This window comes from Pseudomonas sp. 1L-E-NC-VB-C3 (genome assembly GCF_057291535.1).
Map to the genome: position 1 here is coordinate 120175 of NZ_JBXAWD010000003.1, position 13033 is coordinate 133207.

Below are 13033 nucleotides of genomic sequence, written 5' to 3' on the forward strand. Positions count from 1 at the left end.
CCCCAGAAAAAGGTTGACAACGACGCCGCGCGCTCCAGCAAAAATGCCTGATCAAAAAACAATCACAAGCCTGGAGGCCCCGGATTACAAGGCCTGCAACCATATACACCCACGTTATTCACAGCCAGTTCCACAGTAACCGGGGACAAGTCAAAACTGTGGAAAAACAGCCATTTGCAGCGTCTATATGTCGCGCTTTGGCAGCTTGGGGAATTTGTTTTCCACAATTTCGGGAATTAGCCAATTTACCTGTGGTGGATTCCAAAAAATAAAAAAGCCCCGGGACTCTCGTCGCCGGGGCTGTGTGCAACCGCGAGAAGAATCAGTGCCCGCCCAGATAGGCGTTACGCACCTCCTCATTCACCAAAAGCTCTTTGCCGGTGCCGGTCAGACGGATTTCGCCGTTGACCATCACATATGCCCGGTCCGACAGCTTCAGCGCATGGTTGGCGTTCTGCTCGACGAGGAAAATCGTCATCCCGGTTTTTGCCAACTCACGCAGCGTGGCGAAGATCTGCTTCACCACGATCGGCGCCAGACCCAGGCTCGGTTCATCGAGCAGCAACAGCTTCGGCCGGCTCATCAGCGCACGGGCGATGGCGAGCATCTGCTGTTCACCGCCAGACATGGTCATCGCCCGCTGATTGCGTCGCTCTTCAAGCCGTGGAAACAGCTCGAACATGCGCTGCATGTCCTCTTTGGCGTACTTGTCGCCAATCGGGATGGTGCCCATCAGCAGGTTTTCCTCGACGGTCATGTCGGGGAAAACCCGCCGCCCTTCCGGCGACTGCGCGATACCGTTGGAGGCGATGTAGTGCGAGGACTTCTGCGTGATGTCGACGCCCTGATAGAGAATCTGCCCGCCCGCCGCTCTCGGCTGGCCGAAGATCGACATCAGCAAGGTCGACTTGCCGGCGCCGTTTGAGCCGATCAGGCTGACGGTCTCGCCTTCGTTGATTTGCAGAGAAACGCCTTTGAGCGCCTGAATCGGGCCGTAGAACACGTCCAGATTGCGCAGTTCGAGGATCGGTTGGCTCATACCAGCTCCTCTTCATCGGCGCCCAGGTAGGCCGCGATCACTTTTGGATCGTTACGGATCGCTTCAGGCCCGCCCTCAGCGATGACGATGCCGTGGTCCAGCACCACGATGTGGTCGGAAATGCTCATAACCATGCCCATGTCGTGTTCGATCAGCACCACGGTCAGATCGTGCTCGTCGCGCAGCAGCCGGATCATCGCGCTGAGCGCTTCGGTTTCCTGAGGATTGAGGCCGGCGGCCGGTTCGTCGAGGCAGATGATCTGCGGCCGCGTGCACATGGCCCGGGCAATTTCCAGACGCCGTTGTTGGCCGTAGGACAGCTCACCGGCCAGACGGTTGGCGCAGTCCACCAGATCGACCACTTCGAGCCAGTAGAACGCGACATCCAGCGCATCGCTCTCGGCCTTGCGATAGCCCTTGGTGTTGAGGATGCCGGCGAGCATGTTGCGGTTGACCCACATGTGCTGCGCCACCAGCAGGTTTTCCAGCACCGACATTTCCTTGAACAGGCGAATGTTCTGGAACGTACGGGCGAGACCGGCACGGTTCACCAGGTGAGTACCGCCGAACATTTTGTAGTACATGCGGCTGAGGAAGGATTTCGGCGAGACGAAATCGGTCGGTTTGAACGACTCGCCCAGCAACTGGATGACGTTGGTCTGCTGGCCGCGCACATTGAGTTCGATCTTGCCGCCCGTGGCCTTGTAGAAACCGGTCAGGCAGTTGAACACCGTGGTCTTGCCGGCGCCATTGGGGCCGATCAGGGCGAAGATCGAATTGCGTTTGACCTTCAGGCTGACATCGCTCAAAGCCTTGATGCCACCGAAATGCATCATCAGTTTTTCAACAGAGAGTACGACTTCACTCATGGCGCAGTCCTCTCGTAGTGAATGGCACCTTTGCGTGGTTTGACCCCGGTGCGGCTGATGCGGATCAACCCGCGTGGTCGCCAGATCATCATCAACACCATCAGGATGCCGAACAGCAGCACGCGGTATTCAGCGAAGCCACGCAGCAGTTCCGGGGCGACGGTGAGCACGAATGCGGCGATGACCACGCCGATGGTCGAACCCATGCCGCCAAGCACGACGATGGCGAGGATCAGCGCCGACTCGAAGAAGGTGAACGAGGTCGGGTTGACGAAGCCTTGATAGGTGGCGAAGAACACCCCGGCCAGACCCGCCGTCGACGCACCGATGGTGAACGCCGAGAGCTTGACCAGTACGTGGTTGAGGCCCATCGAACGGCAGGCGATTTCATCTTCACGCAGGGCTTCCCAGGCGCGACCGACCGGCATCTTCACCAGCCGATGCTTGACGTACAACACCGCCAGCACCACCAGGAACAGCACCGCGTAGATGAAGTAATACTTCACGTCCGGGTTGTAGGTCAGGCCGAAGAACTCATGAAACGGCACCCCGCCATCCTTCGCCCGCTTGCCGAACTCCAGACCGAAGAACGTCGGCAATGGCGCCGGCATGCCGTTCGGGCCGCCGGTCAGCGACAGCCAGTTGTTCAGCACCAGACGAATGATTTCACCAAAACCCAGGGTCACGATCGCCAGATAGTCACCGTGCAGACGCAACACCGGGAAACCGAGAATGCAGCCAGCCAGGCCTGCGGTGATCGCCGCCAGCGGCAGCACGGTCCAGAAACCCAGACCCAGATATTGATAACCCAATGCCAGACCGTAGGCGCCGATGGCGTAGAACGCCACGTAACCGAGATCGAGCAGCCCGGCCAGACCGACCACAATGTTCAGCCCCAGCCCCAGCAGCACGTAGATCAAACCAAGGATGACCACCCCTAGCAGATAGGAGTTGGAGACAAACGGCACGATGATCGCCAGCACAATGATCAGCGGGATGATCCAGCGCAGCCGCGATTTGTAGTCCGCCGGCAGCACGTGCACACCGGAACCGGTGCTCTCGAATCCGTCGAGGATCTTCAAGCCTTTGGGGGTCTGCAGGAACAGGCTGAGGGCAAAGCGACCGGCCATGACGATGGCAATGATCCACGCCACACGGGTTGCTTCGAGGTTGAAGCTGTAGCCGTCGAGGACCACGCCGACAATCGGCCCGAACACGATCAGCGCAATCAGGCCGGCAAGAATCGCCTCGACCAGACTTTTTTTGATATCGATGGATTTTTCAGTGGTTGCAGACATCGCTTACACCTTCGACACAAGAGGACGGCCCAACAGGCCCTGCGGCCGGAAGACCAGTACGAGGACGAGCAGCGAGAAACTGAACACGTCTTTGTAGTCGGAGTTGACCAGACCGGAGAACAGCGACTCGGAGATGCCGAGGATGATCCCGCCGAGCATCGCGCCGGGCAGTGAACCGATGCCGCCCAGAACCGCTGCGGTGAACGCCTTGATGCCGATGATGAAGCCGGCATAGAAGTCGAACGTGCCGTAGTTCATGGTGATCAGCACACCGGCCAGTGCCGCCATGGCTGCACCGATGATGAACACGTAGGAAATCACCCGGTCGGTGTTGATCCCCAGGATCGAGGCCATCTTGCGGTCTTGCTGGGTCGCACGGCACATGCGGCCGAGCTTGGTGTATTTGATGATGTAGGTCAGCAGCCCCATGCCGACAAACGCGGCGATCAGGATGAAGACTTTGGTGTAGGTCAGTTGCACGAAGCCGGTGCCGACTTCAACACGCCAGGCACCGGTCAGCAGCGTAGGCACGCCCTGTTGTTTGGCGCCCTGAGCGATCTGTGCGTAGTTCTGCAAAATCAGCGAAATACCGATAGCGCTGATCAGCGGCGCCAGGCGGGTCGAGTTACGCAGGGGTTTGTAGGCAACACGCTCGATGACCCAGCCATACACCGCCGTGACGACGATGGTGAAGATCAGCGTGCCGAGCATCAGCAGCGGGAAGGATTCGATACCGAAGTAAGCCAGCAGAGCCAGACTGATTGCCGCCAGGTAAGCGGAAATCATGTAAACCTCGCCGTGGGCGAAGTTGATCATGCCGATGATGCCGTAGACCATTGTGTAGCCGATGGCGATCAGGCCATAGACCGACCCGAGGGTCAGGCCATTGACCAGTTGCTGCAGGAAAATACCATCCATAACGCAATCTCACGCAGTGAGAACCTGCGCGCCCATGACGCGCGGTTCTTCTAGGAAAAATACAGATGTACGTCGGAGCAATGTCGGAGCGTGATCAGCCCGATCGCCACTGAATCCTGTGGGAGCTGGCTTGCCAGCGATAGCGGTGGATCAGCCAACTTGTGTGTCGATTGACCTGACGCCATCGCGGGCAAGCCCGCTCCCACAGGGTTTCAAGTGAGCCGAGTGATCGCTTCAGCCCTTACTTCTGCTTTTCCAGCTGGTGGTATTTGCCGTCCTTGTCCCACTGGTAAACCACGTAGTCGGAGACTTTCAGGTCGCCTTTGGCGTCCCAGGTCTTCTCGCCCATCACGGTTTTCACCGGGTTGGCCTTCAGCCACTTGGCAGCGGCTTCGCCGTCGTTTTTCTTCGCGCCATTGAACGCTGCCGCCAGGGTCTGAACCGAGGCGTAAGCGTACAGGGTGTAGCCTTCAGGCTCGGTGCCGGCCTTGCGGAACGCGTCTACTACGGTCTTGCTTTCCGGCAACAGGCGCGGGTCGGCGCCGAAAGTCATCAGCACGCCATCGGTGAATTGCGGGCCGCCAGCGGTGGTCACCAGTTCGTCGGTCACGATGCCGTCGTCGGACATGAACTTGACGTCTTTCAGACCTTGTTCACGCAGCTGACGAACCAGCGGACCGGCTTCCGGGTGCAGGCCGCCGAAATAGACGACATCGGCGCCGGCGCCACGGATCTTGGTGACGATGGTGCTGAAGTCTTTCTCGCCACGGGTCAGGCCTTCGTACAGCACAGGCTTGACGCCGCGTTTTTCCAGCTGAGCCTTGGTGGCGTCAGCCAGGCCTTGGCCGTAGGTGTCCTTGTCGTGCAGCACGACGACTTTCTTGCCCTTGAGCATGTCGACGATGTAGTCGCCGGCAACGATGCCTTGCTGGTCGTCACGTCCGCACATACGGAACATGGCGCTGAGGCCGCGTTCGGTCACTTGCGGGTTGGTCGAGCCCGGAGTGATCGCGATGATCCCGGCTTCGTCGTAGATTTCCGACGCTGGAATGGTCGAAGAGGAGCAGAAGTGACCGACCACGCCGGCGACTTTCTGGTTGGTGAGGTCCTTGGCGACCGTCACTGCCTGCTTCGGTTCGCAGGCGTCGTCGCCTTTGACCAGGACGATTTTTTCCCCGTTGACGCCACCCGCCGCGTTGACCGCATCGGCCGCCGCCTGTGCACCCTTCATGTACTGCTCGCCGAATGCCGCGTTGGCACCGGTCATAGGACCCGCTACACCGATCTTGATATCAGCTTGAGCAAACGCAGAAACACCCAGCGCAGTAGCGACTGCGAGGGCCAGAAAGCCTTTCTTGTAAAACGTCTGGGACATGAGGTGGTGCTCCAAGGTTTTTTTTAGTTGGCACTGCGACTTCACTTCACTCAAAGCTCAGAGCAAGGCCCGTGCCATCGGTTTTTTATTCTTCAAAAAGTCGCTGCGTTGTTGTTATTTCGACTGTTTCGGTCCCATTTTCATTGGGCGTGCAACCGTCTAAACCGCGGAAGGTGAAACCATTTGTTTTTTCAGGCGCAACCCGCACGCGCCATCATTGCAACCGCAGCGGCAAACGACGTGCAACCAGCCTGTAACAGCCCGCGTCACCGAACTGCACACTGCTGGTGCGGTACTGCTACAACCCGCACCATTACAGGCTAGTCGCTGGATGCAAAAGCGCCGCTTGCGGCAACAAATTTCAACACTCAAATGACGATGCGCAGGCACTGGCCCGCGTGATACAGGGAAAACCCGGCCTCGTACAGGCAACTGCGCAAGCCCACACCGGCCAGGGGCTGCATCGGTGCGAAGGGAATCGGCAGTGCCTGCGGATCGCCGTTGCACAGGTAATCGGCGAAGGCTTTGCCGACGACCGTGCCGGTGGTGACGCCGCGACCGTTATAACCGGTGACGGCCACCAGTCCCGGCGCCGGCTCGAACAGACGCATCAGGTGATCAGGAGTAAACGCAATGCGCCCGGTCCAGGTGCATTGCCACTCGACCGGCTTCAGATTGGGGAAATAATGCCGCTGCACCCGATCGGCCCAGGCCTTGAGAAACCAGGTCGGTTTCTGATTGCCATTGCCGAGGCTGCCGAGCAACAGGCGCCCGTCCTTGTCACGGCGGATGCTGCTCAATACCTGACGGGTGTCCCACGAGCCCTGCCCGCCCGGGAGAATTTCTTGCGCAGCGTCTTCGGTAAGTGGCACCGAGGCGACCTGGTAGTAATAACCGGGAAAGAAATTGCGCTTGAGCTCGGTCCAGTCGCCTTCGGTATAGGCATTGGAGGCGATGACCACTTGTTCAGCGAGTACCGAACCTTGGGCGGTTTGCACCGACCAGTTCTGCCCGATGCGCTCGAGGCGAGTCACCGGCGAATGATCGAACATCTGCCCGCCGAGCCCGCGCACGGCATTGGCCAGCCCGGTGACATAGGCCATCGGATTGAGCGTGCCGGCGCGGCGGTCAAGCAACGCGGCGGCGATTTTCTGCGTGCCGGTGGCTTGCTCGCAGGCCTTGCCGGTGAGCAGTTCGACCGGCGCGCCACGGCGCTTCCACTGCTGCTCGCGACTGCGCAGATCCGCCTCGCCCTTGGCGTTATGCGCCATGTGCAAAGTGCCTTCGCGGCGCAACTGGCAATCGATGTTGTATTTATCCACAAGGCTGAACACCAGCGCCGGCGCTGCACCAAGCATGCGGTTGAGCTGACTGCCGACCGCCTCGCCGAACCCGGCTTCGATCTCGTCCGGAGGAATCCACATGCCGGCGTTGACCAGCCCGACGTTGCGCCCGGACCCACCATGCCCTGCGCGATGCGCTTCCAGCACGCAGACGCTTTTGCCTTTTTCCAACAGATGCAGCGCCGCTGACAACCCGGTGAACCCGGCGCCGATCACACAGACATCGACCTTGACCTCGCCACTGAGCGCGGCGTTATCCGGGCGTTGTGGCGTGAGCGTTTCCCACAGACATTCTTCGCGTAACGGCATTGCCAGACTCCAACAGAAACCCAACAAACACACAAACCTGAGTGAGCCCCCTGTGGCGAGGGGATTTAGCGAAACGTCGCAACGCCCCGCTGGGTCGCGGAGCGGCCCCAAAATTTCAAAAGCGACGACTGCTTCGCAGCCGAACGGGGATAAATCCCCTCGCCACAGTGCTCACTCCTACAGAGGATCTCCACCTGTCAGTCGAATGTAATGCCCTGCGCCAACGGCAATTCCAGCGAGTAGTTGACGGTGTTGGTCTGCCGGCGCATGTACGCGCGCCAGGCATCGGAGCCAGATTCACGGCCGCCGCCAGTCTCTTTCTCGCCACCAAACGCGCCGCCGATTTCCGCGCCGCTCGGGCCGATGTTGACGTTGGCGATGCCGCAGTCGCTGCCGACCGCCGACATGAACCGCTCGGCCTCACGCACATCGGTGGTGAAAATGCACGATGACAGGCCTTGCGGCACGGCATTGTTCAGGCGCAGCGCTTCCTCGAAATCGCTGTAGCCGACCACGTAGAGAATCGGCGCAAAGGTTTCGCTGCAGACCACATCGCTCTGCTCGGGCATTTCCACGATGGCCGGCGACACGTAATAAGCATTGGGGAATTGCTCTTCCAGTTGGCGCTTGCCACCGAACACCCGGCCGCCTTCGCTCAGCGCCTGTTCCAGCGCATCCTGCATGTTTTCGAAGCTGTGCCTGTCGATCAGCGGGCCGACCAGATTGCCTTGCAGCGGATGGCCGATGCGTACTTTCGAATAGGCAGCCTTGAGGCGGGTGACGATTTCTTCCTTGACCGATTCATGAGCGATCAGACGGCGCAAGGTGGTGCAGCGTTGCCCGGCGGTGCCGACGGCGCTGAACAGAATCGCGCGCACTGCCATGTCCAGATCGGCGCTCGGGCCGAGGATCATCGCGTTGTTGCCGCCCAGTTCGAGAATGCTGCGGGCGAAACGCGCGGCGACTTTCGGCGCCACTTCGCGGCCCATGCGCGTGCTGCCGGTGGCGCTGATCAGCGCAACACGCGGATCATCGACCAGCGCTTCGCCGGCATCGCGTCCGCCGATCACCACCTGGCAAAGGCTCGGTGGGGCATCACTGAAATTTTTCACTACGCGATCAAACAGCGCCTGACAGGCCAGCGCAGTCAACGGGGTTTTCTCGGACGGCTTCCACACCACCGGGTTGCCGCAGACCAGGGCCAGGGTGGTGTTCCACGCCCACACCGCGACCGGGAAGTTGAACGCGCTGATCACCCCGACCACGCCAAGCGGATGCCAGGTTTCGCGCATGTGGTGGCCCGGGCGCTCGGAGGCGATGGTCAGACCGTACAACTGGCGCGACAGGCCGACGGCGAAGTCGCAGATGTCGATCATCTCCTGCACTTCACCCAGACCTTCCTGAGTGATCTTGCCAGCCTCCCACGACACCAGCTCGCCGAGGTCGGCCTTGTACTCGCGCAACACTTCACCGAACTGGCGCACCAGCTCACCGCGACGCGGCGCCGGCACCTTGCGCCAGTGCTCGAATGCATGATCTGCGCGACTGATGTGCTGCTCGACTTCGGCCGCGCCTTCCCAGTTCACCGAGGCAATTTCGCTGCCATCGATGGGCGAATGCACCGGCACTTTGCCGTTCTGGTACAGCGCCGGGTTGACTCCCAGACGATCAAGCAATGCGGCAACCATCGGTCTCTCCTCAAACAAAAACAGAATGTGTGCGGCCATCCTTCGCATGGCCGGGCAGGCCTTTAGTTGTAGCCTCACTGCGGCGATGCAACAAACGACCTTTACGCCAGATATCATTCCGTTTATTCATGCTGCCTAGCGAAAGACAAGAAAAAGGACTGGCTATGCTGAACAAACGCCACTTGCCCTCGATCACGGCGCTGCAATGCTTCGAGGCCGTGACCCGGCACCTGAGTTTTACCCGCGCCGCCGAAGAGCTGAACCTGACCCAGAGTGCGGTGAGCAAACAGGTCGCACAGCTTGAAGAGCTGTTGCAGCACTTGCTGTTCCGCCGCGTGCGTCGGCGCTTGCAGATGACGCCGGCCGGGGATTTGTATCTGGTCGAGGTCAGAAAAATCCTCAGCCAAGTGGAGATGTCGACGCATTACCTGCGTTCCTACGGCGGCGAAACCGAAGTCCTGCGCGTTTCCACCCCTTCGACCTTCGGCGCCCGTTGGCTGGTGCCGCGCCTGAAAGGCTGGCGCCTGCGCCATCCGTCGATTCATCTGGATCTGTGTAACGAGCAGGAAGCCGACGATCTGTTGCAGGGGCGCAGCGATCTGGCCTTCTATTTCGGCCAGGCTTCGCGACCGGGCACCGAATGCCTGAAATTGTTCGGCGAACAACTGGTGCCGGTCTGCGCCCCGGGCAGCCTGCCGGACACGCCATTCACTGACCCGACGCAACTCACCGACCTGGTGCTGCTGCAAAATGCCTCGCGACCGCAGGCCTGGCACGACTGGTTCGACAGCCAGGGCTACCACACCGAACACAGCTACCACGGGCCGCGTTTCGAAACCTTTTACATGTGCATCCGCGCCGCCCAGGTCGGATGTGGCGTGGCGCTGCTGCCACGGTTTCTGGTGGAAGAGGAATTGGCCGAAGGCAAACTGGTCATACCCTGGCAGCATGCGATGCCCAGCAGCGATGCCTATTACCTGGCCTACCCGGAGCACGCGGCGGAAGTGCCGAAGGTGCGGGATTTTGTGAAATGGATGCTTGAACAAATCGATAGCCCGGTGTGAGGTCAACCGGGATCCCTGTGGGAGCGAGCCTGCTCGCGAAAGCGTCGGGTCAGCCACATCATCTTTAACTGACACACCGCATTCGCGAGCAGGCTCGCTCCCACAGTGGATCTGCGCCGCTCTGAAAAAATGCTGGCAATCCCCACCGCCGATATGCGCCACTAGCGCCATCGATATAGACCGCGCCAGGCGCGGCGCAACTGGAGACCCGTTTATGAGCGAGAGTGTGTTTGCCGATCGCATCGTGCAGAACCTGCTCGACACCGACTTCTACAAGCTGACGATGATGCAGGCGGTGCTGCACAACTACCCCAACGTCGAAGTCGAATGGGAGTTCCGCTGCCGCAATGCCGAGGATCTGCGCCCTTATCTGGCCGAGATCCGCCACCAGATCGAGCGTCTGGCCGAGCTGAGCCTGAGTGCTGATCAGTTAAGTTTTCTCGAGCGCATCAGCTTTCTGAAACCGGATTTTCTGCGTTTCCTTGGCCTGTTCCGCTTCAACCTGCGCTACCTGCACACCGGCATCGAGAGCGGAGAACTGTTCATCCGTCTGCGCGGGCCATGGCTGCATGTGATCCTCTACGAAGTGCCGCTGCTGGCGATCGTCAGCGAAGTGCGCAACCGCTATCGCTACCGGGAGACTTCGCTGGAGCAGGCACGCGAACAGCTGTATCGCAAGTTCGACTGGCTGACCGCCAATGCCTCGGCCGATGAGCTGTCGCAACTGCAGGTTGCCGATTTCGGCACGCGCCGGCGCTTTTCCTTTGGCGTGCAGGCCGAAGTGGTCAACGTCCTCAAGCATGACTTCCCGGGGCGTTTCGTCGGTACCAGCAACGTGCATCTGTCCCGCGAACTGGACATGAAACCGCTGGGCACCATGGCCCATGAGTGGATCATGGCCCATCAGCAACTAGGCCCGCGTCTGATCGACAGCCAGATCGCCGCGCTCGACTGCTGGGTGCGCGAGTACCGTGGCCTGCTCGGCATTGCCCTCACCGATTGCATCACCACCGATGCGTTTCTTGGCGATTTCGATCTGTTCTTCGCCAAGCTCTTCGACGGTCTGCGCCATGACTCCGGGGACCCGGTGGCGTGGGGCGAAAAGTGCATCGCGCACTACCACAAGCTCGGCATCGACCCGATGAGCAAGACCCTGGTGTTCTCCGACAGTCTGACCCTGCCGAAATCGTTAGAGATTTTCCGCGCGCTGCACGGTCGCATCAATGTGAGCTTCGGCATCGGTACCAACCTCACCTGCGATATCCCGGGTGTCGAACCGATGAGCATCGTGCTTAAAATGACCGCCTGCAACGGCCAGCCGGTGGCGAAGATCTCCGACGAGCCTGGCAAGACCCACTGCAAAGATCCGAATTTCGTCGCCTATTTGCGACATGTGTTTCAGGTTCCTGCCGAATCCAGTCTATCTAGCAAGGAGTGAATTCATGCAAGCCGTACAGCGTGAGATTGCTGAGCAGCTCAAGGTGCAACCACCGTTCGCCGACGATCAGGCCCTGCAGGCCGAAGTCGCCCGGCGCCTGACGTTCATCCAGGAATGTCTGGTCAATTCCGGGCTCAAGACCCTGGTGCTGGGCATCAGCGGCGGCGTCGACTCACTGACCGCCGGCCTCCTGGCCCAGCGCGCGGTACGTGAACTGCGCGAAAAAACCGGCGACGACCGCTACAAATTCATCGCCGTGCGCCTGCCGTATGAAACCCAGTTCGACGAGCACGACGCCAAGGCCTCGCTCGACTGCATCGCCCCTGACGAAATCCACACCGTGAACATCGGCCCGGCGGTCAAGGCGCTGGCAGCTCAGGTGTCGGCGTTCGAAGGCAAACCGGCGGCGTCGGTGGACTTCGTGCTGGGTAATACCAAGGCGCGGATGCGCATGGTGGCGCAGTACACGATTGCCGGAGTGGCGGGCGGTCTGGTGATTGGCACCGACCATGCGGCAGAAGCGGTGATGGGCTTCTTCACCAAATTCGGCGACGGCGCCTGCGACCTCGCCCCGCTCAGTGGCTTGGTGAAAAATCAGGTGCGCGCCATTGCCCGCAGCTTTGGTGCGCCGGAATCGCTGGTCGAAAAAGTCCCGACAGCCGACCTCGAAGATCTTTCGCCAGGCAAGCCGGACGAAGCGGCGCATGGCGTGACCTATGCCGAGATCGATGCGTTTCTGCACGGTGAAGCGGTGCGGGACGAGGCGGCGAAGATCATTGTCGACACGTACAACAAGACTCATCACAAGCGCGTGATGCCGTTTGCGCCTTGAGGTATGGAAATGCCTGCACGAGCCTGTAGGAGCTGACGAGTGCAACGAGGCTGCGATCTTTTGATCTTGCTTTGAAGATCAAGATCAAAAGATCGCAGCCTTCGGCAGCTCCTACACAAAAAAAGCGTCCCGGGGGGACGCTTTTTTTGTGCCTGGTTTACTTGACGACGATAGTGCCTTTCATCATCGAGATGTGCCCAGGGAACGAGCAGAAGAAGCCGTAGTCACCGTCAGCTACCTTGGCCACATCGAAGGTCACCGAATCGGTTTCCTTGGCGCCGATGATCTTGGTGTGCGCGATGATGCGGGCGTCGCCATCTTTCAGGTAGTTCTTGTCGATACCGGCTGCCAGGCCGTCGGTAGCGATTGGCTGCATGTCAGCTTCTTTGCTGATCACCAGGTTATGGCCCATGACGTTCTTCGGCAGGCTGCCGGAGTGGGTCAGTTCGACGGTGAAGGTCTTGCAGCTCTTGTCGATCACGATTTCCTTGGTGTTGAAGGTCATCTGATCGGTGGAATCAACGGTGGTTTTGCACTCGGCAGCCATCAATTGGCTGCTGGCCAGCGCCAGCAGGGATACCGCAACAACTTTGGAAAACATGGTGAATCTCCAAGGCAGGGTTAACAAAAACACTAGTGGTGGAAAGACTGCCTGAAATCATCGCAAGTTCATATGACTTGAGTCAAAAATTGTATACAACTTTCAGGCTATGACACTCATCGACACAATCTAACGGCCATTTCGTACGGCCAGCCCTATGATCGGCCCACCTACTGAAACGGAGTGCCAGTCATGTTCTTTAATGGTCTGTTATGCAGCTTGCTCGCCGCCTACGCCTGTGGCGCCAGCGGTACTTTTG

11 protein-coding genes are annotated in these 13033 nt (G+C 59.7%); 3 read left to right on the plus strand and 8 right to left on the minus strand.

Annotated features, from left to right (window positions below; genetic code table 11):
• Window positions 1-322: 322 nt before the first annotated feature.
• The 7 genes from AC0Z5Z_RS06185 to amaB form a co-directional block, all read right to left on the minus strand.
• Entirely contained in the window at window positions 323-1039 is a 717-nt protein-coding gene (locus AC0Z5Z_RS06185; RefSeq protein WP_016771915.1) for an ABC transporter ATP-binding protein, read from the minus strand.
• A complete protein-coding gene (locus AC0Z5Z_RS06190; RefSeq protein ID WP_016771916.1) occupies window positions 1036-1908 on the minus strand; it encodes an ABC transporter ATP-binding protein in 873 nt (290 codons plus the stop codon). The genes AC0Z5Z_RS06185 and AC0Z5Z_RS06190 overlap by 4 nt, the downstream gene beginning before the upstream one ends.
• Window positions 1905-3206, minus strand: a complete 1302-nt coding sequence (gene livM / locus AC0Z5Z_RS06195) for a high-affinity branched-chain amino acid ABC transporter permease LivM (RefSeq protein WP_024011385.1) — start codon at window positions 3204-3206, stop codon at window positions 1905-1907. Before livM ends, AC0Z5Z_RS06190 begins: the two co-directional genes overlap by 4 nt.
• 3 nt (window positions 3207-3209) lie before the next feature.
• Complete coding sequence (locus AC0Z5Z_RS06200; RefSeq protein ID WP_041480712.1) at window positions 3210-4124, minus strand: ABC transporter permease subunit; 915 nt, start codon at window positions 4122-4124, stop codon at window positions 3210-3212.
• Window positions 4125-4365: 241 nt separating this feature from the next.
• Complete coding sequence (locus AC0Z5Z_RS06205) at window positions 4366-5499, minus strand: ABC transporter substrate-binding protein (protein ID WP_041480713.1); 1134 nt, start codon at window positions 5497-5499, stop codon at window positions 4366-4368.
• Window positions 5500-5867: 368 nt separating this feature from the next.
• Entirely contained in the window at window positions 5868-7151 is a 1284-nt protein-coding gene (gene amaA, locus AC0Z5Z_RS06210) for an L-pipecolate oxidase (RefSeq protein WP_485610873.1), read from the minus strand.
• Between the two features lie 197 nt (window positions 7152-7348).
• A complete protein-coding gene (amaB, locus tag AC0Z5Z_RS06215) occupies window positions 7349-8839 on the minus strand; it encodes an L-piperidine-6-carboxylate dehydrogenase (protein WP_024011383.1) in 1491 nt (496 codons plus the stop codon).
• Between the two features lie 164 nt (window positions 8840-9003).
• On the opposite strand from amaB, the gene AC0Z5Z_RS06220 reads away from it, so the two are divergent.
• From AC0Z5Z_RS06220 to nadE, 3 genes are all read left to right on the plus strand, one after another.
• Window positions 9004-9903 (plus strand): LysR family transcriptional regulator, encoded by a 900-nt coding sequence (locus AC0Z5Z_RS06220; RefSeq protein ID WP_071174249.1) that lies wholly within the window; start codon window positions 9004-9006, stop codon window positions 9901-9903.
• Window positions 9904-10117: 214 nt separating this feature from the next.
• On the plus strand, window positions 10118-11341 hold the full coding sequence (pncB, locus tag AC0Z5Z_RS06225; RefSeq protein ID WP_460094296.1) for a nicotinate phosphoribosyltransferase: 1224 nt from the start codon (window positions 10118-10120) through the stop codon (window positions 11339-11341).
• A gap of 4 nt (window positions 11342-11345) precedes the next feature.
• Window positions 11346-12173 (plus strand): ammonia-dependent NAD(+) synthetase, encoded by an 828-nt coding sequence (gene nadE / locus AC0Z5Z_RS06230; RefSeq protein WP_056787583.1) that lies wholly within the window; start codon window positions 11346-11348, stop codon window positions 12171-12173.
• Window positions 12174-12330: 157 nt separating this feature from the next.
• Here nadE and azu read toward each other — a convergent pair whose 3' ends face one another.
• On the minus strand, window positions 12331-12774 hold the full coding sequence (azu, locus tag AC0Z5Z_RS06235; RefSeq protein WP_353188273.1) for an azurin: 444 nt from the start codon (window positions 12772-12774) through the stop codon (window positions 12331-12333).
• Window positions 12775-13033: the final 259 nt, after the last annotated feature.

Coding starts and splice junctions, on each gene's coding strand:
- AC0Z5Z_RS06185 (WP_016771915.1), bottom strand. CDS start 1,039: ATGAGCCAACCGATCCTCGAACTGCGCAATCTGGACGTGTTCTACGGC.
- AC0Z5Z_RS06190 (WP_016771916.1), bottom strand. CDS start 1,908: ATGAGTGAAGTCGTACTCTCTGTTGAAAAACTGATGATGCATTTCGGT.
- livM (WP_024011385.1), bottom strand. CDS start 3,206: ATGTCTGCAACCACTGAAAAATCCATCGATATCAAAAAAAGTCTGGTC.
- AC0Z5Z_RS06200 (WP_041480712.1), bottom strand. CDS start 4,124: ATGGATGGTATTTTCCTGCAGCAACTGGTCAATGGCCTGACCCTCGGG.
- AC0Z5Z_RS06205 (WP_041480713.1), bottom strand. CDS start 5,499: ATGTCCCAGACGTTTTACAAGAAAGGCTTTCTGGCCCTCGCAGTCGCT.
- amaA (WP_485610873.1), bottom strand. CDS start 7,151: ATGCCGTTACGCGAAGAATGTCTGTGGGAAACGCTCACGCCACAACGC.
- amaB (WP_024011383.1), bottom strand. CDS start 8,839: ATGGTTGCCGCATTGCTTGATCGTCTGGGAGTCAACCCGGCGCTGTAC.
- AC0Z5Z_RS06220 (WP_071174249.1), top strand. CDS start 9,004: ATGCTGAACAAACGCCACTTGCCCTCGATCACGGCGCTGCAATGCTTC.
- pncB (WP_460094296.1), top strand. CDS start 10,118: ATGAGCGAGAGTGTGTTTGCCGATCGCATCGTGCAGAACCTGCTCGAC.
- nadE (WP_056787583.1), top strand. CDS start 11,346: ATGCAAGCCGTACAGCGTGAGATTGCTGAGCAGCTCAAGGTGCAACCA.
- azu (WP_353188273.1), bottom strand. CDS start 12,774: ATGTTTTCCAAAGTTGTTGCGGTATCCCTGCTGGCGCTGGCCAGCAGC.